The organism is Lysobacter yangpyeongensis, from assembly GCF_042655745.1.
Classification (GTDB): Bacteria; Pseudomonadota; Gammaproteobacteria; order Xanthomonadales; family Xanthomonadaceae; genus Agrilutibacter; species Agrilutibacter yangpyeongensis.
On record NZ_JBHSNM010000001.1, the window covers coordinates 1105066 to 1129843 of the forward strand.

The window sequence follows — 24778 nt, forward strand, 5'->3', positions numbered from 1 at the left end:
CGCCGGGGCCGAAGCAGTCGCATGCGATAATCGCGCCCCCCTCGCAACTGCCGTCGCCATGTCCCGCGATCTTCTGGTCACCTTCGCCCTGCCCTACGCCAACGGTGCGCTGCACCTGGGCCATCTGGTGGGCTACATCCAGGCCGACATCTGGGTGCGGGCGCGGCGCATGTCCGGCGATTCGGTGCACTTCGTCAGCGCCGACGACACCCACGGCACGCCCATCATGCTGGCCGCCGAGAAGGCGGGCGTGACGCCGGAGCAGTTCATCGCCGGCATGAAGGATTCGCACGAGCGCGACCTGCGCGCCTTCGACGTCGTGGTCGACCACTACGACTCGACCAACTCCGCGCACAACAAGGCACTCACGGAACGCTTCTACCTGCAGCTGGAAGCCAACGGCCACATCGAGCGCCGCTCGGTGTCGCAGCTGTACGACCCGCTCAAGGGCATGTTCCTGCCCGACCGCTACGTGAAGGGCATCTGCCCCAACTGCGGCACGCCTGACCAGTACGGCGACAACTGCGAGAACTGCGGCGCCACCTATTCGCCCACCGAGCTGAAGGACCCGCGCTCGGTCATCAGCGGCGCCACGCCGGAAATCCGCGAGTCCGAGCATTTCTTCTTCGACGTCGCGCACTTCAGCGACTTCCTGCGCGAGTGGCTCTCCGGCGACGTCGCCACGCCGGGCGTGAAGGCCAAGCTGCTGGAATGGCTGGACGCCGAAGGCGGCCTGCGCGCGTGGGACATCTCGCGCGACGCGCCCTACTTCGGCTTCGAGATCCCCGGCCATCCCGGCAAGTACCTGTACGTCTGGCTGGACGCGCCGATCGGCTACCTCGCCAGCTTCAAGGCACTGAGCGAGCGCGAAGGCATCGACTTCGATCGCTACCTCGCGCCGGGCACTACGAGCGAGATGCACCACTTCATCGGCAAGGACATCGTCAACTTCCACGGCCTGTTCTGGCCCGCGGTGCTGCACGGCGCCGGCCATCGCGCGCCGACCCGCCTGCACGTCAACGGCTACCTGATGGTGAACGGCGAGAAGATGTCGAAGTCGCGCGGCACCTTCATCATGGCGCGCACCTTCCTCGACCACGGCCTCGCCCCGGAAGCGCTGCGCTACTACTTCGCGACCAAGACCTCCGGCGGCGTGGACGACGTCGACCTCAATTTCGCCGACTTCACCGCCCGCGTGAACTCGGACCTGGTCGGCAAGTTCGTCAACCTCGCCAGCCGCTGCGCCGGCTTCATCGAGAAGCGCTTCGACGGCGTGCTCGCCGCGGACTTACCCGATGCGGCCCAGTACGCGCGCTTCACCGAGCAGTTCGCGCCGATCGCCGAGGCATACGGCCGCAACGAGGCTGCGAGCGCACTGCGCCTGGCGATGGCGCTGGCTGACGAGGCCAACAAGTACATCGACGAACACAAGCCGTGGGTGCTGGCCAGGCAGGAAGGCTGCGAGGCGCAACTGCACGCCGTATGCACCCAGGGACTGAACCTGTTCCGCGTGCTGGCCGCTGCGTTGAAGCCAGTGCTGCCGCGCGTGGCCGCGCAGGCCGAGGTCTTCCTGCAGGCGCCGGTGGCGCACTGGGACGAGCTGCGCGCCCCGCTGCTGGGCCACCGCATCGCCGCCTACACCCCGCTCTTCACCCGCATTGATCCGAAACAGATCGAGACCATGATCGAAGCTTCCAAGGAAAACCTGCAGACCGCGCCGGCCAACGGCAATGCCACTGGCAACGCGAACGCCACGGCGACCGCGCCCGCACAGGCGACGGCCGCCAAGGCCGCCGCCCCCGAGTCCGCTGCTGCCGCCACCATCGGCATCGACGACTTCGCCAAACTGGACCTGCGCATCGGCAAGGTGCTCGCCTGCGAGTTCGTCGAAGGCTCCGACAAGCTGCTGCGCTTCGAGTTGGATGCCGGCGAACTGGGCAAGCGCCAGATCTTCTCGGGCATCCGCGGCTCTTACGCCGAGCCGGAGAAGCTGGTCGGCCGCAACGTCGTGTTCATCGCCAACCTTGCCCCGCGCAAGATGCGTTTCGGCCTGAGCGAAGGGATGATCCTGTCGGCCGGATTCGACGGCGGCAGCCTGCATCTGCTCGATGCCGACAACGGCGCCGCGCCGGGCATGCCTGTCCGCTGATCCGCACAGCAAGAGCCCGCGGCCACGACCGCGGGCATCCCGCATGACCGATCTGACCGAACGCCTGGACCGCCTCCTGCCGCAGACCCAATGCGGCCAGTGCGGCTTTGCCGGCTGCCGCCCCTATGCGGAAGCGATGGCGCGCGGCGAAGCCGGCATCGACCGCTGCCCGCCCGGCGGCGATGCCGGCGCGCGTGCCCTGGCCCGGGTCCTGGGCGTCGCTGCGAAACCCTATGACCGCGAGCGCGGCGTGCACAAACCGCCGCAGGTCGCGCTGATCGTCGAAGCCGACTGCATCGGCTGCACCAAATGCATCCAGGCCTGCCCGGTGGACGCGATCATCGGCGGCTCCAAACACATGCACACGGTAATCGAGCCGTTGTGCACGGGGTGCGAGTTGTGCGTGCCGGCTTGTCCGGTGGATTGCATTGAGTTGGTCGCGGTTCCATAGCTGTCGCAAGTTCCTGACCTCCTCCGTAAGCTCCCCCGTCAAGCGTAAGCCATGACTCGCTCGGTGGCCTTACGCCCGCCGAGTACCGAATCACTCGCGCGGGAAGTTCTACTTTTGCAGTGTCTGCTTGACGGGGAAGCTTACGGGGGAGCTTACGGCATCGGCGATGGCATCGACGTTGCCCAGTTCCGTAGGGCGCAATAAGCGCAGCGCATTGCGCCAGAACGAAGCGGGGAACATGCCCCCCACACGCCCGAGCGATATTCATCCCTCGGACGCATCCCGATACTTCACCGTAGTTGGCTCCGGACGGATGCCGGCGCAATGCCCTTCGGTTATTGCGCCCTACGAGTTCTGGCGGGGATGTTTCCGCGGGTTTCGCGGATTGCCGCGAATATTGCGGAGTTCGAGAAGGCTACGTACTTCAATCGGACGATGATGTGAGGCAGGTATATCCGGCGATCGAGCCGTAACGTATCGCTGTGAGCGTTGCGTTGGGCCGATCGCCTTAGGGAAACGGTCTCTGACCCAGTTCCCTGAAGTTGATCTCCGCAACCAATCAGACTTGATCAGTGGGCCGGGCGATCGCGAGCGTGGCCCGATGTCGGCTCCCGGCCAGTTCTTGCCACTCACCGACACGACTTTTGCTCTTGCTCGTCATTCCCGCGAAGGCGGGAATCCAGGGACGTTGCTCCTACGCATTTCGGCCAGTAGCAGCCGCTGCGAAGCTGCGACGCTCGCCCTCTAGCGTCGGCAGCACTTCTCCACGGGTGAAAGCACGCTAATGATTAATCTGGCGCGACACAGGATGAGGCCGCCCTCTTGGACTCACCGGCTGCTAGCCAACAAGCCGCCTGGACTGGATTTGCCGGGAGGCCGTGCCAACCGTTTTGCATAGCCTGGCCCAACCAAGTCATCGCACTTTTGTTGCCATTTCTGGCCGAACGAACAACCCACTTAAGTGCCAGGCGCTCGCGCTGATCTTTTGGCAGCGCCACCCCAAGATCTTCATCACTTATCAGAAGAAGAGCCACCGACTCTTGGACTTCCGAATCTCCATTTTCAGCCAGCGGCAGCCACAATTTGTAGGCTTCGGCATAGCGACCCGAATTCGCGGCATCAGCGCCACGATCTTTTGGACTTCCCGCACTGCAGCCCACGGAGGCTAGGCTAAGAATGATCGAAAAAAGTACCTTCTTGTTCATGGCTTGTACCTGAAAGGTATGACTTGCTCGTAGTCTTGCGCCGTCGGCCTAGGCTTAAGGGAAGTCCAGATTCGACCACTCGACTGCAACATGAAGTAGTCAGAGGTCATCTGCGCTTGCTGCTCAAGGCCATAATCACCGAATTTCTTCCCTGACTGAAGCGGCCAATAGTCGTAGCTTCTATTAAAGGCTGCCGTACGCACGTTGATGCCTTGCTGGTTTTGCCAGACGTGAGTCATCTCATGAATAAACGTGTGCTGGCTATATATATCCGAGTTCGAGAAGTCGTCGTGATAGCCCTGATCATCGGGATGAAAATAGATATTTCCATCTGGAGTCATTGCGCGATCATTCGGCTGGAAAAAGTACGCCTTCTTTCGGAAAATTCTTGGCTTGTCATAGTCAAGGTCATCACCAAACACGCTTCTAGCCATTTCCTTCTCGCCTTTGGTCAATCCTCGAGACCCACCAGACGCCAAGTCGATTTCGTGGGGCTCTGATGTCCTGGGCTGAGAATAGAGCGGCACTGGAGCATCAGCGCCACTGACAGCTCCATTGGCAGAGCTGCCCTTCGCGTCTGCACGACTATCGCGCTCTTGGCGCCCTCCGCCAATGCCCCCCTGCTTACTGGCGCCACTAAGAGCCGCTGCAGCATTTTCAAAGGCCCTCGCGCCGGCGCCGGATGCACTGATCGTTAGAACGCCGTCCTTCTTTGTGTAATTAATCGTCGTTCTTTTATCATCGACAATTTCCTGGCAAGTCCCGCTACCGGCCCCACCAAGCGGCACCTCACTGCACTTCGTGCTGGTGTAGCCCGTCGGATCTGTCGCGCTCAGCGGGTTGTTCAGAATGTAGCTATACGGATTCAGGCTCTGACTATTAAGCGGGAACTGGATCACCGGGTCCACGCCCGTGAACCGGCCCAGGGTGTAGTCATACACCCGTCCGTTCATGTGGATCAGCTCGAGCTGATTGAGGTGCTCGTGCCCCGTGAATCCGTGCGGGGTGTTGCTGGTGGACGCCAGCCGGGTTGCATCCGCCCAGGTCCCGGTGCGTGGCTTGCCGAAGGCGTCGTAGCCGCGGGTCTCCACGAGGTTGCCGCTGGCGTCAGCAATTGCATCGACGCTTCCCAGCCGATCGGTCAACAGGTACTGCACGCTGCGTGTGGCTCCGCTGGTGGTGACCACGGCGGCGGTGCCCGCGTAGGTCTTGTCGACCGTTCCGGCACCAAAGCGACGCTCGATCCCCGGGTAGTACTGGATGCCTTCAATGCCGGTCTGGCGGATGCGCTCGCCCGTGCTGTCGTAATCGAAGCGGGAAATCACCGCCCCGCGGGCGATCTTGATGGGGCGCTGCGTGTGGTCGTAGGTGATCGCAAGGCCGGCACTGTCGGACGTGAGGTTGCCGTTGGCGTCGTAGCAGTACGTGCGCGAGCCGCCCGTCTTCAGCGCCACGCTCTTCACGGCGTTGGGACCACCTCCGCAAGTACCGCCGGTATACGTATAGGCATTGGCGGCAGTGCTGCTGAAGTCGGACTTGGACGTGAAATTGCCGACCGCGTCATAGGCGTAGTCGACCGTACCCGAAGCTGCCCCGACGCGCGTGGCCTCGGTCAGCCGATGCAGGACGTCGTAGCTGTAGTCCTCCACGGTCTGGTTCGTGTTGAGCGCTTGCTCGCTCAGGTTGCCGAAGACGTCGTACTTGTAATCCAGACGCCGCAACTCGGCCCCGCCGACCTTGCTGTAGGTAATTCGGGTTGGTTGTCCCGTTTCGGCCTGGTAGCCCCGGACCGCCGAGACATTGCCGCCCGCCAGGGTTTCCTGGGTGGGATTGCCGCGCGCGTCGACGGTGTTGACCACCCGGTAGTCGGTATTCGTGCCGTTGGCGTCGCTTTCGCGGGTCAGGTGACCGAAGCTCGAATAACGGAGCCACACCGCCTCGCCGTTGCCGAAGCTCTGCGCCTTTGGACGACCGTAGTACATGTCGTAGGCCGTCTCCTGAACAATGGGTGTGGCCACGCCGATCTGGTCGTACTGCACCGCTGCCGGACGCGACAACAGGTCGTAGGTCGTCGTCACCTGACGCAGTACGGTCGTCGTGTTCAACGTGCGGGTCCGGGTGGCCTCCTTGCCTTTCCCGTACGCTGGGTCGTATGTCCAGGTGTCGGTAATCGTGTCGGTACCGGCAATGTCGTCATAGGCGTAGCTTGCCGACGACTGCGTCGGCCGGCCCAGCTTGTCGTACTGCATGCTGGACACGATGCCTCTGGCGTCGGTCTGGCTGAGCACCTCTCCGAGTGCGTCGTACGCGAACGACCAGACCCCTTGGTTCGGATCATTGGCCGAAGTGCGCTGGCCCAGCGCGTTGTAAGCCGCGCTGATCACACTGCCCTTGGCATCCTTGAGGGCCAGGCTGTTGCCATTGCCGTCGTACCAGAACTTGGTCACTCCCCCATTGGCATCCACGGTTTCGACATAGCGTCCGAGGCTGTCGGTTGTGCGCGAGAGATTGAGGCACTTGCTCGTGTCCGGGTCCTGGCTGCCACAGACCTGGATTCCTGTGGTGCGGCCAGTGTAGGTATAACTCGTGACACGGTCGCCGCGGCCATCCGCATTCCCCTGTGGAACCACCTTTTCCTTGAGGCGTCCGAGAACGTCATAGTCCGTGAACAGCGTCCACTCGATGGTGGCCTGATTGGATCGGAAAGGCTCCGATTGCGCTGAAACATGGCCGGCCGCGTCGTAATGGATTGCCTGATAAGACCAGGTCGCATCAGCCAACGCCCGTGCGCTGCCCACCGACCGCCCCAGCAGGTCGAAGTAGACAAATTCCGACGAGCTGCCGTCCTGCACGGTTACGCGTCGGTACTTCCCCGGGGCAAGGCACGAACCGCACCAACTCAGGCTGGCCAGTTTGTCGGGCGCAACATATTCACCGTCGGTGACTCCGCGGTACTGCACTTTGGTCGCAAAGCCGAACGCGTCGTACGTGGTGATGGTACGAAGCCCGTTGGCGTCGGTGATCAGACTGGGCTGACCGTCCTCCTTGCGTGCTGTCACCGTAGCGGCATGCCCCAACGGGTTGGTGACCGTTTGTGGGAAATAGCCGTCCGAACTGTAGCTGGTCGTTGTGACGCGATTGCCATTGGCATCGCCGGAAGCATTGACCGTCACACTGCCAGGCAATCCATAACTCGGGCTCGGGTAACCATAGGTGGTGACGCGCTGCTGATTGGCCACCCCCGGCTGCACTGTCTCGGTTGCAGGGGTTCGATTCGCATTCCAGGTGTACTGGGTCACCACGGTCTGGGTCGGATTGGCGACGCCTGCGGGCAGCGGATGGTTGGTCGCGTTGTAGGCAACGGTGCTGGTGACGGTACGGCTGCTTATCTTGTCCAGCCACCAGTTCGTGGTATCCGCTGCGGCAAAGGTGGTTCGGATGCAGGTGCGCTGCGCCGCCACGAAGCTGCGATAGCCACCGGTTCCGGTTCCATCCGTGACCACCGTGCTGCTCGCGGTCAGGTTGCCGTAGGCATCGTAGGCCGACGCGGTCGCGAGGGCACCATTGCAGGAGGCGTCATCGGCGGCCACTTCGCTCTTGTACGACAACTGCACCGGCACGCCAGCACCGGGGTCATCGGCCATGGCTGCGTCGTACGACCATGTCTCCTGCATCGCCAGGTACGGGAACTTGACCGTCGCCGTTCCCGAGGGCGGCACGCATGCCGTCGCATCGTTCCGATCGGCACGATTGCACCGCCACCGGTACACCTGCTTGCTGATCAGGCCGTCCGTGCCCGGCCGTTTGAGCGAACTGACGATGATCGAATCGGGCTGACTGGTCAGCGGAAATTTCTGGTTGAACGTGGTCGTCGTGCGTGTTCCGGCACCCTCATCTTCTTCGATGATCGTTCTGAATCCCTGGAAGCCGCGGCCGCGCGCGTGGTAGATCGCCTCGGAATAGCCGTATCTCCACGACCGGTAGTCGCCTATCCCGTCCGACCGAGTCATTTCCGCGACGACCGGCATCGAAGACGTGAAGTAGTAGTGCCGGTCGTCGATGTATCGACCGGAGGTGCCGGCCGGCACCGTGTAGAGGGGCGTTTCGCCAGCGACGCGTCCGGCCTTGCTTCCCAGGGGATAGTAGGTCCAGGACGTCTGCGCTCCGAGCCCATCGGTCACCATCCCCAGCATGTCCGGCAGCTGTGGCGTCCTGCCATCCGGGTTGAGGCTCGCAGATGCGCCCAGGTTCTCGTTGAGGTACAGCTTCGGCACATAGAAGGAGTACCCGCCCGGATACTGCTGCGGCACTTGCGAGGGCGGATACGGGGTACCGTTACTGTCAGCAACGGGGCCAGCACATTCGTAGAAGCGGGTCATGCCGCAGCCGGGCGTCACGATGACGTCCGTCAACCCATCGCCGTACATGTCTTCGCCCGGACGACCACCGCCCCCGATGAGGCCGGTTGAAACCTGCGACAAGGTGTACGTACCCGCGCCGGTCTCGCGCACGCGCAGAGCGTCCATGTAGTACTGACTCTGGTCGAAGCGCCCGTAGCCGTTGTTGTACATGCCGTATGCGCGGGCCGAATCCCCATTGTCATAGGTGATGAAACCCGCGCCGAGGCCCGTGTTGCCCGTCAACGGGTTCTCGGCGCACATATAGCGCACCTCCTGGCACTCGATAGGGCCGCTTAGCGCTTCCATCCGTTCCGGCGTCTCGCTGTCGCTCGTGTCCAGCAGGCTGTTGGCGCGAAGCGGATCTCCGCACTGGTTGGGATCGGCATACACGGGCACGCAGGATTGCTGGGCGAACTGGCGAGGAATCAGGATCTCGCTGCGCCCGTCGCCGTCGGTATCGGCAAAGGTGATCTGGGCAGAATGCCAGGGCGCATAGCCGCTCTTGGCGCAGTAGGTGCGCCCCGCCCAGTCGGGTTGGCTGTCGCCCTCGCCCGCGCAGTGCTCGATGCCAACGTTCGTGTTGAACACCACGCGAGCGCCCAGGCCCGTGCCGGTGTTGAAGCGCAGCGTCCAATATCCGCCCGCACCGGCCTTGCCCCACAGCAGATCGTCCAGACCGTCGCCATTGACGTCGGTCCACATGGAGTACGTCCAGCCGTCAGCCTCCATGGGCTGGATGGGATCGCTTGCAGGAAACAATGTCGCGTAAGCCCGGTCGCTGAAGGACAGCGTGCTGGTGCGCTGCCCATAAGCGACGCGCGCCGGGTTGGATTTGAGGTCGTTCGTGGGTGGCATGGTGTAGATCAGAAGATCCATCAGCCCATCGCCATTGAAGTCCCGAACCCCGTGCAGCGACTCGTAGACCGGGAACGCCGGAAAACCGAACACCCCTGTTTGCGCCAGGCAGTACGTCGTGGTCAGCGGGAACGTGGATGGACTCGTTCCTCCCGCTCCACTTGGCGTGTTCTTGTAGAACTCGATCGAGATCTTGCAACTGGTGGGCCCGGCGGGTGTATTGCGCGTGACCAGAATGTCTGCGCGGCCGTCGGCGTCCATATCGCCAGCGAATGAAACCTCCGCCGCGTTTGCTCCACTTACAGGAAGATTGATCCCCGTAGCCCAGGTGTCCGTGAACGCCGCTGCAGCTGTCGTGGCGTCGATCGGTCCATGCCAGAAGCGGACCTGCAGATTGCCACTGGCATCCCAGCCGAGCACATCCGCCCGACCGTCCAGATCGAAATCGACATTCCGCTCGTAGTCCGCTATAGATCCGGTCGACATCAACATGGCCGCCCGCACCGTGCGCCCCGGTGTGAACGTCGCAAGATACGTTTCTATCGCGCCACTCGTGTTTCTCTGTGTGACCACATAGTCCGCGGTACCGTCTCCGTTGAAGTCGCCGCCCTGCTTCATGCTGGTGATCCGCCCAGGAACCAGCGGCGAGGCTCCAGCCTCGAAACTCATCGGCTTGAAGGCAAATGTCGGCGTCCGCTGCTGCCACGTGAACACCGTGGGGCGTCGGCACGAGGCCGTTGTCGAGACGTAGGCACACTCGGTCACGGATGCCAGCAGGCTGCGGCTGGATGCGGCACTGGTGATGTAAGCGAGGCGATACTCGCGCACTGCCTGGGCACCCACCTTGGTCGTGACTCTGGTCAGACGCTGGCTTTGGCGCAGAAGCCCGCCTGCGATGTAAGACGAGGTCTGATCGGTGCCAGTAGCCGGGCGGGTCTCGTAGGTGAACTCCACCTTCCGGTCGCCGTCCGAGGTATTGAACCCCGTGTATGCGACCGAGCTCAACAGGTTCTCGCCGTTGCCGTAGCTGGTGTAGGCGTAGCGCATCATGTTGCCCGTACGGTCCAGCCGGCGCTCCAGCATCCAGTTCATCGGTGCCGATGCGCCGCCGGGAATGACGCGTGCCGTCGACGACGCCGTAGAGTTGCCGCCGTAATACAGGATGTCGCCTGACTTGGTTTCGACCTGGAAGTAGGTCGACGCAGAACTGATCGCGCCCGAAATCTGCTTGATGCGCGAGAAGGACTCGATTTCGGTCGCGTATATCGCTCCCGCTTGTCCATAGGTACCGCTGGTCAGTACGAGACGCTGGCCATCCAGGCAGAGCTTGTCGCTGTTGCTCAGGTCGACCGCTTGAACCTGACCATCCTGCTCCAGCGTCGAGGGGCATCTGCCGATGGACGAGAGCCCCGAGAGCGACCAGCCCATGCCGGCAATGCCATTGCCGGAGCGGCTGTTGTACGACAGTGCAAGGTCGGGTTGGACGCCGCGTCGCCCCGGGGGGATCACGATCGGAATTGTGTAGGTTGCCGCGCCGCCGGATACGCCGCCATCCCCTGCGATCCTTCCGACACTGGCATCGTGCGTTGGCAGCGTTCCTGCGAGGCTGACGGGCGCCTGATCAGGCACGCCGGAAAATGACGCCGCGGATACCCCTGCGTCGGTCTGGAGGATTCCCTGCTCTACCTCATCCAGCCAGCTCCCGTCGGCGTCCATGGCCTGCTGCGCGATGGCGGCAGCTCCGACTATCAGTAGTCCCAGCAGCATCCCCAAGCGAAGCCGCTTCAGGCGAACAGGGACTTGGCGCTGCTCTTGTCCTCCATCAGGTGAGCGCGATCCATCCGGCAACGAACCAGTCGAAAAGGTCTGCATAGATCCCCTAGCCGCGCCCACTGAGCGCAAAATGTTCCAGTCATCTGCTCAGACGACTACTTCCCTGATGAAATGGGTCGCGCATCCGACCGAGCAGATTGATGCCCCAAGAATCTATTACATCGCCGGCGTCGCCCCGCGCAAGATGCGCTTTTCCGCCACTCAACGATGGGGGACTTTCGAGCTTACAACTCCGCGGAGCTGCTGGTCGGCCGCGCGAACTCGGCCTGAAAAGATCCGGGGTGACCCTGAAGCTCAACCAATGCCAATCCGCCCCACACGTACGCAGTGGCGAGCCTATCCCCTGATTTCAGGGTGACTTCTACGGTCGAGCCTTTCCGACACAGCTGGGGGGCTGGAGCAGATTATCGCAAGGCTGGCGCGGTTCAATGCCGTGGATACGCACATTCTTTGGACAAAAGCAGCGCCCCGAGTCCGCTTGGGGCGCAACTCATTTGTCAGGGATCGATCGCGGGCCACATCCGCTGGATCAACTTGGCATTCTCGCTGAGCAGCTTGATGGTCTTGCTGCGCCGCCGACTGATCTTGTGAAGCGTCCCGGTGAACAGATCGATGAACTCCACCTGCCGCGGCTCGACCTTAAATCCGACCTCCTCCAGCAGCCAGTGGGCAATTTCCAACGTCATCTTCGCGGCCTCGGCGTCGTACTGCTTGGCCTTGTAGTTGAAGTAGATGAAGCGTTCCTCGTTACCTTCGTAAGCGAACAGATCAGGAGACAGCCTGAGTTCCAGCCCGCCCACGTCGAGCTGATACTGCTTGTTAACCCCAACCCTCAGACCGCGGGCCATATGGTCCGACGCCGCGAAGCTTTCGATTACCCGCAGGGTGTGCTCCCGCTTCGGCAATTTGGGGATTGCTTCCGCCGCCGCACGTGCATCGATCAAACCGGGCAGGCCCTCCTCGATCAGCTGGCGGATACCACTCCGAGCGACACCGTAGAACTGCTGCTTGAATACATGCGGAGCCTGCTTCGGGTACTTCTGCTCATGCAGGATCCGCCATTGATCGATCGCAGGTAGACGCAAGAATCGAGCAGCGGTCGGGACGGACAAGCGGGGGTGAGCGACATGGGGGATGAACTTCGCAATCGCACTCATGGTTCTTGTTTTTCCTCTAGCAACGTACGAATGAAAGAAGGGGCGACCTCATGGCCGCCCCTTCGGTTCCTCATTTCCCGCGCGACTTCGTCGGCGACGGCTTATGAACAACGTTGCGTTCCTTCACCGTAGTCGAAGGATTGCGCTCAGCGAACTGACGGGGCACGAACTCGCCCGTCTTGGCGCTGCGGTATTGAGTGGTCTTCTTCACAGTCATGGTTTCACCGTCTGTAGTTGGCTTTTGGATGTAAGTGCCAACGGGTTCCCCAGCGAGGCGTAAGCCGCGCCGAGTAGGTGGGAGACCGGGGTGGAAAGACCTTCGTGTTGCTTTGCGAAATGCATAGGGCTGCGCCTATACTTCCGCGTCTGCTAGGACCAGCAGCTGACGAAGGGGTCCACCGACCCGTTGGGCTTATCCCATCGATTTGGTTTGGATCCACCTCCTTGTAGCTGTTGTTGTTGTTGTTGTTGTCAAGCGCCCCGCACTCGCAATGCGGGGCGTTTGTTTTTTGGAACGCTGCGTACTAAGTATACCCGGTTCAGGCGCATTAGCAATTCTAGCACCACAAAATATGGCGTCTCACGGACTGAGACAGCCCTATATATTGTGGGCAAGCTTGTGAATAAGCCGCCCCCACCCCGTAACCTATGGTTGCGTGGCGCCTGCTGGCATCGGGACCCGCGCTTGCATTTCTCCCCGACTCCTGTCGTTGGGGACGGATGCCTCGGTTTCAAGGCTGCCGTTTCTGCAAAAAATTCGAGAGGGCATCGATAGATCAGCCATTTCGAAATCTCCCGCCCCCGAACGGGCCACCTCAACTACTCCGACACCAACACCAGGCGAACAGGCGACGCACCGAAGAAGGAAGGGGGGCAGAGTGGACCGCCCCGACTTCCACAGACAATTAGTCAGTGGAACTGGGGCAGAGGCGTTTCCCTGAGGGCTAGGGCGAGCTAGTCCGACCGTTGATCAAGCCGATGGCGAGAGAACTGGATCAGAGGCCGTTTCCCTAAGGCAACCTGCCCGACGCAACTCTCCCGGCGATTCGCCACGGCTCGATCGCCGGATACACCTGACTCACATCATCCCCGATTGAAATAAAAGGGCTGTCCGTGTGTCCTTGCAACCCAAGGCGCAAACATCTGCAAAAATGCAGCTGCCTCCGGATCTCCAGCCAGTGCTGCCTTTAACAACTTGTCCACCAAGGTCATCTGCATCAGTCGATGCATCCAAGCTCACAAGTTTCATGAGAGCTCCTATGGGAAACAAAGGCCAGTTAAGCCCTGGCCTTGTGAGTGAGTCAGAAGTTAAGCGTCGACTGCTGCCTCGGAATCTCGCCGCGGCTTGGCCCAACGAGCGGCCAAGTCTCTGTAAAGTGCATCCAGTCCCTGGCGTTTGCCTGAGACTTTCAAGAGGCCGTAGCCCTCCAGCGCAGCATCCATCACGTCGCTGCCAACTGCCATCTGCGTATCGGTTGCGCGCTGCGCGAGCCGGCGCAGACGCTCGACTACCGGAAGAAGCCGCTCCAAGGCTTCCAGCTTGCTGATCGCCACTGCGACGTCGAGGCTCGGTGGAACAATCTGGGGGTTCAACTGAAGTCCAGACAATGCCCTGCGGCAAAAGACTTCCGAGCCTTGGCCCATTTTTGTCAGGCTCCGGCGCGCCGCGTTATCCAGCCCAATAAGTTCGGAAAGGGTGGATTCAAGCGCATCCAATGCCTGCGTGGTTTCTGCCAGCTGACCTTCGGTCATGTTGAACGTGAATTGGTTCTTAGCCATACAGCGATCCTTGTTTGAAGTGGTGCCCTAGTTCCTGCCGGGCAAAACAAGAATCTTTGAAACATGCAGGCGATACAGTCAGCCACTACCTCTTTGCGAGGTAGGAAAATTCCGAATCAGTTGAGTTCTACTCTGCTTCGCCGGACCTAAACACTGCTTGGGAATCTTTCTGATCTGCTCCGTTGGTGAAAATATGCTCAGCGGACGACAAAAAAGGAGCATCGAGGGTGAAATTATCACCATCGACGCACTTAAAAGGAGCACGCAAAGACTTCTGATTGGTTCGTTCGCACCAAATAGGTGCTCTCGAAGGCAAACTATTCGATTCGAAGGAGCTCCGAACTCTTAGGGATCAGAGTTTCAGTAGCCTCTCCACCGCCGCATCCAACGTCCCCTCATTCTTCGCAAAGCACAGCCGCGCCAGGCGCTGTCCCTGGGGGGCGGTTTCGTAGAACGGCGAGAGCGGAATGGCGGTGACACCCTTCTCGATGGTGAGCCAGCGGCAGAAGGCGATGTCGTCGAGATCGCTCACATCGGAGTAGTCGACCAGCTGGAAATAGCCGCCCGGCACGGGCAGCGGCTTGAGCTTCGTGGTGAGCAGTTGCGCGCGGAAGCGGTCGCGCTTGGCCTGGTAGAAGGCGCCGAGCTGCTCGTAGTGCGCGGGCTCGGCCTCGATCATTTCGGCGAAGGCGAATTGCGCCGGGGTGAAGGTGCAGAAGGTGTTGTACTGGTGCACCTTGCGGAATTCCGCCGACAGCGCGGGCGGCGCGACGCAGTAGCCGACCTTCCAGCCGGTGCAGTGGTAGGTCTTGCCGAAGCTGGAGACGACGAAGGCGCGCTGGCGCAGCTCGGGATAGCGCAGCACGGATTCGTGGCGGCGACCGTCGAAGATGATGTGCTCGTAGACCTCGTCCGACAGCAGGTAGATGCCGGTGTCCCGCAGCAGCGCGGTGAGCCGGGCGATGTCGTCCTCGCCGAACATCGCGCCGGACGGGTTGTGCGGCGTGTTGATCATCAGCAGGCGGGTCTTCGGCGTGACCGCGGCGCGGATGCGCGACCAGTTGGGGGCGAAGCTGTGCGGGTCCAGCGGCACGTGCACGGCACGGCCGCCGGCCAGGTCGATGGCGGGCTCGTAGCAGTCGTAGCAGGGGTCGAGGACGATGACCTCGTCGCCCGGGCCGACCACGGCCAGGACGGCGTCGAAGATGGCCTCGGAGGCGCCGGAGGTGACGGTGATCTCGGCGTCGGCGTCGGGGCGGTGGCCGTAGCAGCGCTCGGTCTTGGCGGCGATGGCCTGGCGCAGGGCCGGGATGCCGGTCATGGGGGCGTACTGGTTGCGGCCCTCGCGCATCGCGCGGTCCAGGGCCTGGACCAGGCGCTCGGGGACGTCGAAATCGGGGAAGCCCTGGCCCAGGTTGACGGCGCCGTGCTCCATCGCCAGCTGCGACATCACGGTGAAAATGGTCGTGCCGACCTTGGGCAGCTTGGTTTCCGGGGTCATTTGGCTCGGCGGGGCGTCTGGGTGAAACTCCGGAGTGTAAGGAATGCCCCCCTTGCGTCCTAATGACAAACGGGCTGGAGCCAGGGGAGGACGCTCATCATGGACCCGCGCGTAATGGATGCACCGGACCGGGAAAGCAGCAAGACTGCCGGCATGCGCCAGTTGCAGATCGTCGATGCGGTGGAGCTGGCCTCCGCCTACACCCGGGCGAACTACGCCGTGGTGCTGGACGGCGATGCGCTGGCGATGCAGGTCGGCCAGCGGGCCGTGGACGTGGAGGCCTACTGGCCGCTGGCCCGGTACGGCTTCATCACGGCGTGGAATCCGGCCTCGGTGCCGCATTCGGATGCCGCCAACGAAAGCGCGAACGCGATGCTGGTGGCCCGGCTCGACGCCATGGGCCTGAAGCGGCAACCGGCGCATGCCTGGGGCCAGGCCGGCACCTGGCGCGAGGCCGGGTGGCTGGTGGGCGATGTCGAGGCGTCGCTGCTGGACATGCTGGGGCGCGAGTTCGGCCAGGCCGGCGTGCTGGCGTGGGAGTTCGGCCAGCCGGTGCGGCTGCGGATGCTGATGCCGCGGCCACCGAAGGCGCCCGACAGCGCCGTGATCGACTGGGTTGCCACCTAGCGGGGTCGCGGCCGGGGCCGATCGCATAAAATTGCCGCTTCGCGGCCGTGGCCGCTCCTGCCGGTCGCCCTCCTGGACAGCACGCCCCCCAAGACTGCCCTGCCCCCGCTGCTGGAGGCCCGCGGCCTGCGCTTCTCGCGCAACGACGAGCCGGTGTTCGGGCCGCTGGATTTCGTGGTCGACGCCAACGAGGCATTGCTGGTCCAGGGCGACAACGGCGCGGGCAAGACCACCCTGCTGCGTGTGCTGGCCGGGCTGCTGAAGCTGGACGAGGGCGAGGTGCTGATCGAAGGCCGCGTCGCCGATCCGTACCAGCGGTCGCACGCGATCGCTTACCTCGGGCACCTGCCGGCGTTGAAGGCGGATCTGAGCGCGCTGGAGAACCTGGCCTTCCTCTGCGGCCTGCACGGCCGCCGTGCCGGGTTGACGCTGGAGCAGGCGATGGCGATGGTCGGGCTGGCCGGCTACGAGGACGCCTTGGCGCGGCAGCTCTCGGCCGGCCAGAAGAAGCGGCTGTCGCTGGCGCGCCTGTGGCTGTCGCCGGCGCCGCTGTGGCTGCTGGACGAGCCGTACGCGAATCTCGACCTGGACGGCATCGAACTGGTCAACCGCATGGTGCAGGCGCACCTGCAGGACGGCGGGGCGACGCTGGTGACGACGCACGGAGCGTATGCGGCGCCGCCGGTGCGGACGCGGATGCTGGTGATGCGGAAGGCGAAAGGCGGAAATGGGGAAGTGGGAATGGGGAACGACGCATGATCGTCAGCGAGGCTTCCCTGCGCCCCGCAATTTCCGTTCGCGGGGGGCTCTCGTTCCCTCTTCCCTCTTCCCCCTTCCCGCTATCGCGGAAACGAGCCCCATGACGGCCGCTCCGACCACCGGCCTGCTCGCCTCCGCCCGCGCGCTGTTGCTGCGCGACCTGCGCCTGCTGTGGCGCCGGCGTGGCGATGCGCTGCAACCGGCGCTGTTCGCGCTGCTGGTGGTGACGCTGTTCGCGCTGGCGCTGGGCAACGATCGCGCGACGCTGGCGAAGTCGGCCGGCGCCGTCCTGTGGCTGGCCTCGCTGCTGGCGGGGTTGCTGGCGCTGGACTCGCTGTTCCGCGGCGACGCCGAGGATGGATCGCTCGAGCAGTGGATGCTGGCGCCGGTGCCGCTGGCGTGGCTGGTGCTGGTGCGCACATTCATGCACTGGGCGACGACGGCGCTGCCGCTGCTGGTGGCCGCGCCGCTGCTGGCCGAATTGCTGCACCTCCCGCACGCGCAGCTGGGCGTGCTGCTGGCCTCGCTCGCGCTGGGCACGCCTTTGCTGAGTCTGCTCGGTGCGGTGGTCGCCGCGCTGACGGTCGGGATGCGGCGCTCCGGTATACTTGTCGCCCTGCTGGCGCTGCCGCTTTACGTGCCGGTGCTGGTGTTCGGCGCAGGCAGCGTGGTGCAGGCGGCGCAGGGCCTGGATGTCGCCGGCGCGCTGCTGATGCTGGGGGCCGGACTTGTCCTGGCGCTGGTGCTGGCACCGCTGGCCGCGGCCGCCGCAATCCGGATCGCATTGAACTGATGAGTCCCGCCGCGCTCCAAATGGACTCGTTCCAAATCGACTCGTCCCACACGCCCCGTCCATCTTCACCTTCCCGCCCGGCAGGAAGGACGTGAACGCATGAATCCCATCGTCCGCTGGTTCCACCAACTTGGCTCGCCGCCGTACTTCGACCGGTTCGCCGCGCGCTGGGCGCCCTGGGGCTACGGCCTGGGCCTGCTGGTGATGGTGGCGGGCATGTACTGGGGCCTGTTCCACACGCCGGCCGATTACCAGCAGGGCGACAGCTTCCGCATCCTCTACATCCACGTGCCCAGCGCTTGGATGAGCATGGCCGTGTATGCGCTGATGGCGGTGTACGCGGTGACCGCACAGGTGTGGCGGATCAAGCTGTGCGAGATCCTCGCGATGGCCTGCGCGCCGATCGGCGCCGCGTTCACGCTGATCACGCTGCTGACCGGTTCGATCTGGGGCAAGCCGATGTGGGGCACGTGGTGGGACTGGGATCCGCGCCTGACCACCGAGCTGATCCTGCTCTTCATGTACCTGGGCGTGATCGGCCTGTACAACGCCATCGACGATCGCCGCGCCGCGGCGCGCGCGGCGGGCTTCCTCGCCATCGTCGGCGTGGCACTGCTGCCGGTGATCCGCTACTCGGTGGTGTGGTGGAACTCGCTGCATCAAGGGCAGACGATCCGCCTGATGGGCGAGTCGACGATGGACAGCAGCATGATTCCGCCGCTGATCCTGATGATCGTCGGGACCAAGCTGTGGTTCATCGGCGCCCTGCTCGCCCGCGCGCGCGCCGACAACCTGCGCCGCGAGGCCGGCAAGGCCTGGGTCGCGCAGGCCGCCAACGCCGCGGAGCCGCGCGCATGACCTACGTCAATTACCTGATCGCCGCCTATGCGGTATTCGTGATCGTGCTGGGCTGGGACTTCGTCGCCACGCGCCTGCAGATCCGTCGCCATTTGCGCAATGCGCGCCAGCGCGCCGCACGCGAGGCGGCCCGCACCATGAAGAACGAACTGAGCCGATGAACCCCATTCGCCGCAACCGCCTGCTCTGGATCGGCGCGCTGGTCGCCGCCGCAGGCATCGCCGCCGCGATGATCACCTACGCGATCCAGCGCAACATCACCTATCTCTACACGCCGAGCGAAGTGCTGCGCGGCGAGACCGGCGCGAATGCGCGCTTCCGTCTCGGCGGCATGGTCGCGGCCCATTCGTTCGAGCGCGCGCAGGGTTCGCTGGAGGCGCACTTCCGCGTGACCGACGGAGATGCGGAAATGCCCGTGGTCTACACCGGCATCCTTCCCGACCTGTTCCGCGAGAAGCAGGCGGTGATCGCCACCGGCCGCATGCAGGGCGACCACTTCGTCGCCGAGCAGGTGCTCGCCAAGCACGACGAGACCTACATGCCGAAGGAAGTGGCGGACAAGATGGGCGCGGCGCACCGCAAGCACGACGTCAAGGCGGCAGACGGCGCCGCCGCAATGCCCGAAGCGGAAGCGAACTAACCCGTGCTGCCCGAACTCGGTCAATTCGCGCTCGTCCTGGCGCTGCTGGTCGCGGCGCTGCAGTCGATCCTGCCGCTGGTCGGCGCCCAGCGTGGACTCAATACGTGGATGGCGGTGGCGCGGCCGGCAGCGTACTCGCAGTTCGCGCTGGTGGCGCTCGCGTTCGGCGTGCTGACCTACGGCTTCGTCAGCCAGGACTTCTCGATCAGGTACGTCGCGATCAACAGCAACTCGCTGTTGCCGATGGTGTACCGCTACACGGCGGTGTGGGGCTCGCACGAGGGTTCGCTGCTGCTGTGGGCGCTGATCCTGTCGGTCTGGACCGCGGCAGTGGCACGCTTCTCACAGCGATTGCCGGCGGAAGTCATTGCGCGCGTGCTCGGCGTGATGGGGCTGGTCGCGTTCGGGTTCCTCGCCTTCCTGATCTTCACCAGCAATCCGTTCGAGCGCCTGCTGCCGGCCGTCGCCGAAGGCCGCGACCTCAATCCGTTGCTGCAGGATCCGGGGATGATCATCCATCCGCCGATGCTCTATCTGGGTTACGTCGGCTTCTCGGTGCCGTTCGCGTTCGCGATCGCGGCGCTGCTCGATGGCCGTATCGATGCACGCTGGCTGCGCTGGACGCGGCCATGGACCAACATCGCGTGGGCGTTCCTGACGCTCGGCATCGCGCTGGGTTCGTGGTGGGCGTATTACGAACTGGGCTGGGGCGGCTGGTGGTTCTGGGACCCGGTCGAGAACGCCTCGTTCATGCCGTGGCTGGCCGGTGCGGCGCTGCTGCATTCGCAGGCGGTGACCGAGAAGCGCGGCAGCTTCCGCGGCTGGACGCTGCTGCTGGCGATCGCGACGTTCTCGCTGTCGCTGCTGGGGACATTCCTGGTGCGTTCGGGCGTGCTGACGTCGGTGCACGCCTTCGCCGCGGATCCGGCGCGCGGCGTCTTCATCCTCATCTTCCTGGGCATCGTGATCGGCGGATCGCTGGTGCTGTACGCGCTGCGCGCACCGTCCGACGACGACGGCGCACCGTTTGCGCTGGCATCGCGCGAGACGCTGCTGCTGGTCAACAACCTGCTGCTGACGACGGCGTGCGCCACGGTGCTGCTGGGCACGCTCGCGCCGCTGCTGTTCGACGCCCTGGACCTCGGAAAGATCTCGGTTGGCTCGCCGTGGTTCGCCCTGATGTTCATTCCGCTGATGACGCCGGTGGTGCTGCTGATCCCGTTCGGGCCGCTGACGCGCTGGCAGCGGGAACAGCCCTCCAAGCCGCTGGCGATGCTGCTGCCCTGGGCCGGGCTGGCGCTGCTCGCCGGCATGGCCGCGTATTTCCTGATGCCGCAGTCGTCGTGGAAGGTACCGGCGGGCATCCTGGCTTCGGCGTGGATCGCAGTGGGCACGCTGCGTTTCGTGTGGTCGCGATTCGCCCAGTCCGGCCGGCAGTTCACCGCGGAAATGCTCGGCATGACGCTGGCGCACGCCGGCATCGCCGTGTTCGTCATCGGCGCCCTGCTCACCGAAGGCCTGAGTCAGCAGCGCGAGGTCGCCGTGGCGCAGGGCCAGAGCGTGGAACTGGGCCGTTACGCGTTCCGCTTCGACGGCAACGAGCGTTATCAGGGTCCGAACTACGTTGGCGATCGCGGCACGGTCACCGTATTCCATGACGACCGGCAGGTCGCGGTGCTGCATCCGGAAAAGCGCGCCTACGCCAGCGGCGGACAGGTGATGACCGAGGCGGCGATCGATCCCGGTTTCACCCGCGACCTCTACGTCGCCATGGGCGAACCACTCGGCGGCGGCACGTGGGCGCTGCGCGTGCACGTGAAACCCTTCGTGCGCTGGATCTGGGGCGGCGCGATCCTGATGATGCTCGGCGGCCTGGTGACGGCGACGGATCGTCGCTTCGCGCGCAACGAAGCGCGCCGCACGGGCGCCGGCCAACCTGCGGAGAATGCCGCGTGAGCGAACGCAAGCCGATGTCGCGCTGGATGCCCCTGCTGATCGTTGCGGCGCTGGGCGCGCTGCTCGCCGCGGGCGTGTGGATGAGCCGCAATCCGAATCGCGAGGCACTGCCCTCACCGCTGATCGGCAAGCCCGCGCCGGCGTTCGCGCTGCCGGTGCTGCACGAGGCCGGCCGCCTGTTCGGTACCAGGGATCTCGAAGGCGAACCCTACCTGCTCAACGTGTGGGGCAGCTGGTGCCCGGCCTGCCGCGACGAACATCCGGTGCTGACGCGCTTCGCCGAAACCAAGCGCGTGCGCGTGGTCGGCTTCAACTGGAACGACGAGCACGCCGATGCGCTGGCGTGGCTGGAACGCTTCGGCAATCCGTACTGGATCGTCGTCGCCGACCGCGAAGGCAAGACCGCGATCGACTGGGGCATCTACGGCGCGCCGGAAACCTTCCTGGTGGACGGCAAGGGCGTGGTGCGCTGGAAGTACGTGGGTCCGTTGACCGACGAGGTCATCGCGGCGCAACTGCTGCCGAAGCTGGACGAAATCGGACACGGGCGATGAGGGCGGATCTGTTCCCGCGTGTTCGTCGCGCGATGTTCGCGATGGCGCTGTGCCTCGCGCTCGCACCATCGCTGGTCGGCGCGCAGCCGGCCAGACCGGAAGCGCCGCTGCAGTTCACCAGCACCGCCGAAGAGTCGCGTTTCCACGCGCTGACGTCCGAACTGCGCTGCGTGATGTGCCAGAACCAGTCGCTGGCCGATTCCAACGCGCAGATCGCCCGCGACCTGCGCCGCGAGGTGCTGGAACTGATGCGCCAGGGCAAGTCGGATCGCGAGATCAAGGACTTCCTCGTCGCGCGCTACGGCGAGTTCGTGCTGTACCGCCCGCAGGTCGAATCCCGCACGTGGCTGCTGTGGCTCGGACCGGCGCTGGTGCTGCTGGCGGGTGGATTGGTGGTGGCGGGCATCGTGCGCCGGCGCACCGCGGACAACGCCGCGCCCGCCGACGACGACCAGGAGTGGTGATGTGACCGGATTCGTGATCGCCGCGGCCGCGCTGGCCGTGCTGGTGCTGGGATTCGTGCTGCGGCCGCTGTGGCGCGGCAATCGCGGCGCGACGGCGGCGATGGGCGCGAGCGTCGCGATCGTCGCCGGCCTGCTCTACGTACTCGTCGGCACGCCGCGCGCGCTCGATCCCGTGCAGCGTCGCGCGCCCGATACGCTGGCCGATGCTGTCGCGCAGCTGCGGGACGAACTGCAGCGCAATCCGAACCAGCCCGAAGGCTGGCGCCTGCTTGCGCGCGCGCAGGCCCAGCAGGGTCTCGCGAAGGAGGCCCGCGACGCCTTCATGCAGGCGGTGAAATTCGCCCCGGACGAACCGGACGTGCTCGCGGAAGCGGCCGAAGCGCGCGCCCTCGCCGATCCCACGCGTCGCTTCGACGACGAAGCCGTCGCCCTGCTTCGCCATGCGCTGGAAAAGGCGCCGATGCACCAGCGCGCGCGCTGGTTCCTGGGCATCGCGCAGCGGCAGGCGAACCAGCCGGCGGAAGCGGCGAAGACCTGGAAACCGTTGCTGGGCATCGTCGATGGGGTCACGGCCGACAGCCTTCGCGTGCAGATCAATGCCGCGCGCACGGAAGCGGGCCTGGCACCGCTGGCCGCGCCCGCCGCTGCGAAGACGCAGGCACTGCTTCGCGTCACCGTCGAACTCGATCCGGCCTTGCAGCAGCAGTTGCGCAGCAACGACGCCCTGTTTGTCATCGCGCGCCAGGCGGGCGGCGCGCCGATGCCGGTGGCGGTGAAGCGCGTGCCGGCCAGTGGTTTTCCGGTGACGGTGGAACTCGGCGACGGCGACAGTCCGATGCCGACGATGAAGCTGTCGCAAGCGGGCGAGGTCGAGATTGTCGCCCGCGTGTCGCGTCAGGGCACGGCGAATCGGGCGGCGGGGGACTTCGAATCGGCCACGCAGGCGGCTAAGGCGCAGGCGGGCGCGGTTTATACGCTGCGGGTTGATCGCGTCGTTCGGTAAGTCTGCTTGCGGTTCTCACCCATCCTCTGCGTCGCGCAAGGAGTGCGGATCCGCGGAAGTGTTTTTGCTTTTTGACTGGGTTGATGCCGACGGAAGAGCAGCTCGCTGCGCTCGCCCCCTCATCTGCCCTTCGGGCATCTTCTCCCCGCAAGCGGGGAGAAGAGAGTCATGACGCCCCTCTCTTTCCCGCGCTCCCGGCGAGCGGAAGAGCAGCTCGCTGCGCTCGCCCCCTCATCTGCCCTCCGGGCATCTTCTCCCCGCAAGCGGGGAGAAGAGGATCATGACGCCCCTCTTCATCTTCTCCCCGCAAGCGGGGAGAAGAGGATCATGACGCCCCTCTTCATCTTCTCCCCGCAAGCGGGGAGAAGAGAGTCATGACGCCCCTCTCTTTCCCGCACTCCCGGCGAGCGGAAGAGCAGCTCCCTGCGCTCGCTCCCCTTCATATGCCCCGATTAAAGCATTCGGAGGCAGGCTCCTCGGGCCTCTTCTCCCCGCAAGCGGGGAGAAGAGTGTCACGAAGCTCCCTCTCTTTTCGCAGGCTGCTTTTACGTCCCTCTCCCCGCATCGCGGGGAGAGGGTGCCCAACGGGCGGGTGAGGGGGCGAGCGCAGCGAGCGCTTTTGCTTTTGCTTCTGTCTGCTTCGGCATAAACCGCCTCACCGCCCGCCTCACAGCGCTCCGCCCACGCCCACAATTCATAGCTTGCAATTACATAGCACGCTATGTAATTTGCGCACCCATGGCCACCAAGCCCGACACCAAAGCCGCCCGCGCCCTGAAGCTGGACAACCAGCTGTGCTTCGCGCTGTATTCCACCTCGCTGGCGATGACGAAGGTCTACCGCCAGCTGCTGACCGGGCTCGACCTCACCTATCCCCAGTACCTGGTGATGCTGGTGCTCTGGGAAAACGACGGACTCACGGTGTCGGCGATCGGCGAGCGCCTGTTCCTCGACTCGGCCACGCTGACCCCCCTGCTCAAGCGCCTGGAGGCCGCCGGCCTGCTGACCCGCGCACGTTCGCCGGAGGACGAACGCCAGGTGGTCATCCACCTCAGCCGCGCCGGCAAGGCGCTGCGGGCAAAAGCGGCCGCGGTCCCCGAGGGGATCTTCTGCGCGGCCGGACTCGCGAAGGAGCAGCTGGTGACGCTCAAGGCGCAGCTCGAAGGACTGCGCGACAACCTCCACGCCAACGCCGCGGACTGAGGCACGCAATCCGCCCTCGCCCGCAGCGACATCACATCATTTATATAGCGCGCTATTAAATAGCCAACACTTCAATCGGAACGCGGCGGCCGATCCCCCTTCCGCCGCACACAAGGGAACTGCAACCATGACACTCGACAAAGTCCTCTACACCGCCACTTCCACTGCCACCGGCGGTCGCGAAGGCCGCGCCGTCTCCTCCGACAAGGCGCTGGACATCCAGCTCTCCACGCCGCGCGAGCTCGGCGGCGCCGGCGGCCCCGGCACCAATCCGGAACAGCTGTTCGCGGCGGGCTATTCGGCCTGCTTCATCGGCGCGCTGAAGGTCGTCGCCGCGCGCGAGAAGGTCGCGTTGCCGGCCGACACCTCGATCACCAGCCACGTGGGCATCGGCCCGGTGGGCAATGCCTTCGGTATCCAGGCCGAGCTGCAGGTCTCGATCCCGGGCGTGGCGCGCGAAACCGCCGAGGATCTCGTCGCCAAGGCGCACCAGGTCTGCCCATACTCCAACGCCACCCGCGGCAACATCGACGTCACCCTCAAGGTCGCCTGATGCGCCACGCGTCGCATGGAACGCCCGCCGTTCCATGC

Annotated in this window: 20 protein-coding genes; 14 read left to right on the top strand and 6 right to left on the bottom strand. The window is 64.4% G+C overall.

All coding sequences use genetic code 11. The annotated features are described in order from the left end of the window. The first annotated feature begins 58 nt into the window (after positions 1 to 58). Positions 59 to 2149, top strand: coding sequence for a methionine--tRNA ligase (gene metG, locus ACFPN1_RS04615; RefSeq protein WP_386753390.1), 2091 nt, complete (start codon positions 59 to 61; stop codon positions 2147 to 2149). 43 nt (positions 2150 to 2192) lie between these two features. Next, positions 2193 to 2600, top strand: a complete 408-nt coding sequence (gene rnfB / locus ACFPN1_RS04620; protein WP_386753392.1) for an Rnf electron transport complex subunit RnfB — start codon at positions 2193 to 2195, stop codon at positions 2598 to 2600. A 788-nt stretch (positions 2601 to 3388) separates the two neighbouring features. Here rnfB and ACFPN1_RS04625 read toward each other — a convergent pair. From ACFPN1_RS04625 to ACFPN1_RS04650, 6 genes are all read right to left on the bottom strand, one after another. After that, positions 3389 to 3805, bottom strand: coding sequence for an SEL1-like repeat protein (locus ACFPN1_RS04625; protein WP_386753393.1), 417 nt, complete (start codon positions 3803 to 3805; stop codon positions 3389 to 3391). Further along, positions 3802 to 10827, bottom strand: coding sequence for a SpvB/TcaC N-terminal domain-containing protein (locus ACFPN1_RS04630; RefSeq protein WP_386754038.1), 7026 nt, complete (start codon positions 10825 to 10827; stop codon positions 3802 to 3804). The genes ACFPN1_RS04625 and ACFPN1_RS04630 overlap by 4 nt, the downstream gene beginning before the upstream one ends. 563 nt (positions 10828 to 11390) lie before the next feature. Next, positions 11391 to 12050, bottom strand: coding sequence for a hypothetical protein (locus tag ACFPN1_RS04635; protein WP_386753394.1), 660 nt, complete (start codon positions 12048 to 12050; stop codon positions 11391 to 11393). Between the two features lie 70 nt (positions 12051 to 12120). Beyond that, complete coding sequence (locus ACFPN1_RS04640) at positions 12121 to 12267, bottom strand: hypothetical protein (RefSeq protein ID WP_386753395.1); 147 nt, start codon at positions 12265 to 12267, stop codon at positions 12121 to 12123. 1091 nt (positions 12268 to 13358) lie between these two features. Beyond that, positions 13359 to 13829, bottom strand: a complete 471-nt coding sequence (locus ACFPN1_RS04645; RefSeq protein ID WP_386753396.1) for a hypothetical protein — start codon at positions 13827 to 13829, stop codon at positions 13359 to 13361. Between the two features lie 352 nt (positions 13830 to 14181). Further along, entirely contained in the window at positions 14182 to 15330 is a 1149-nt protein-coding gene (locus tag ACFPN1_RS04650) for a pyridoxal phosphate-dependent aminotransferase (RefSeq protein ID WP_386753397.1), read from the bottom strand. A gap of 99 nt (positions 15331 to 15429) precedes the next feature. Here ACFPN1_RS04650 and ACFPN1_RS04655 point away from each other — a divergent pair, with 99 nt between their 5' ends. The 12 genes from ACFPN1_RS04655 to ACFPN1_RS04710 all read left to right on the top strand — a co-directional run bounded on the left by ACFPN1_RS04655 (position 15430) and on the right by ACFPN1_RS04710 (position 24740). Next, a complete protein-coding gene (locus tag ACFPN1_RS04655) occupies positions 15430 to 15957 on the top strand; it encodes a DUF3293 domain-containing protein (RefSeq protein ID WP_386753398.1) in 528 nt (175 codons plus the stop codon). Positions 15958 to 16029: 72 nt separating this feature from the next. Further along, positions 16030 to 16716, top strand: a complete 687-nt coding sequence (gene ccmA / locus ACFPN1_RS04660) for a heme ABC exporter ATP-binding protein CcmA (RefSeq protein ID WP_386754039.1) — start codon at positions 16030 to 16032, stop codon at positions 16714 to 16716. A 100-nt stretch (positions 16717 to 16816) separates the two neighbouring features. Further along, positions 16817 to 17509: a heme exporter protein CcmB gene (gene ccmB / locus ACFPN1_RS04665; protein WP_386753399.1), complete on the top strand. Its 693-nt coding sequence runs from the start codon at positions 16817 to 16819 to the stop codon at positions 17507 to 17509. A gap of 99 nt (positions 17510 to 17608) precedes the next feature. Next, positions 17609 to 18367 carry a heme ABC transporter permease gene (locus ACFPN1_RS04670; RefSeq protein WP_386753401.1) on the top strand — a complete coding sequence of 253 codons (759 nt, stop codon included), beginning with the start codon at positions 17609 to 17611 and terminating at the stop codon, positions 18365 to 18367. After that, positions 18364 to 18528: a heme exporter protein CcmD gene (gene ccmD / locus ACFPN1_RS04675; protein ID WP_386753403.1), complete on the top strand. Its 165-nt coding sequence runs from the start codon at positions 18364 to 18366 to the stop codon at positions 18526 to 18528. Before ACFPN1_RS04670 ends, ccmD begins: the two co-directional genes overlap by 4 nt. Then, positions 18525 to 19007 (top strand): cytochrome c maturation protein CcmE, encoded by a 483-nt coding sequence (ccmE, locus tag ACFPN1_RS04680; protein ID WP_386753405.1) that lies wholly within the window; start codon positions 18525 to 18527, stop codon positions 19005 to 19007. Before ccmD ends, ccmE begins: the two co-directional genes overlap by 4 nt. A gap of 3 nt (positions 19008 to 19010) precedes the next feature. Further along, complete coding sequence (locus ACFPN1_RS04685; protein ID WP_386753407.1) at positions 19011 to 20963, top strand: heme lyase CcmF/NrfE family subunit; 1953 nt, start codon at positions 19011 to 19013, stop codon at positions 20961 to 20963. A gap of 14 nt (positions 20964 to 20977) precedes the next feature. Continuing rightward, positions 20978 to 21517 carry a DsbE family thiol:disulfide interchange protein gene (locus ACFPN1_RS04690; protein ID WP_386754040.1) on the top strand — a complete coding sequence of 180 codons (540 nt, stop codon included), beginning with the start codon at positions 20978 to 20980 and terminating at the stop codon, positions 21515 to 21517. Between the two features lie 32 nt (positions 21518 to 21549). Then, positions 21550 to 21981, top strand: a complete 432-nt coding sequence (locus ACFPN1_RS04695; RefSeq protein WP_386754041.1) for a cytochrome c-type biogenesis protein — start codon at positions 21550 to 21552, stop codon at positions 21979 to 21981. Between the two features lies 1 nt (position 21982). Next, a complete protein-coding gene (locus tag ACFPN1_RS04700) occupies positions 21983 to 22984 on the top strand; it encodes a tetratricopeptide repeat protein (protein WP_386753409.1) in 1002 nt (333 codons plus the stop codon). A gap of 738 nt (positions 22985 to 23722) precedes the next feature. Next, positions 23723 to 24187 carry a MarR family winged helix-turn-helix transcriptional regulator gene (locus ACFPN1_RS04705; protein WP_386753410.1) on the top strand — a complete coding sequence of 155 codons (465 nt, stop codon included), beginning with the start codon at positions 23723 to 23725 and terminating at the stop codon, positions 24185 to 24187. Positions 24188 to 24314: 127 nt separating this feature from the next. Next, a complete protein-coding gene (locus ACFPN1_RS04710) occupies positions 24315 to 24740 on the top strand; it encodes an organic hydroperoxide resistance protein (RefSeq protein WP_386753411.1) in 426 nt (141 codons plus the stop codon). Positions 24741 to 24778 lie beyond the last annotated feature (38 nt).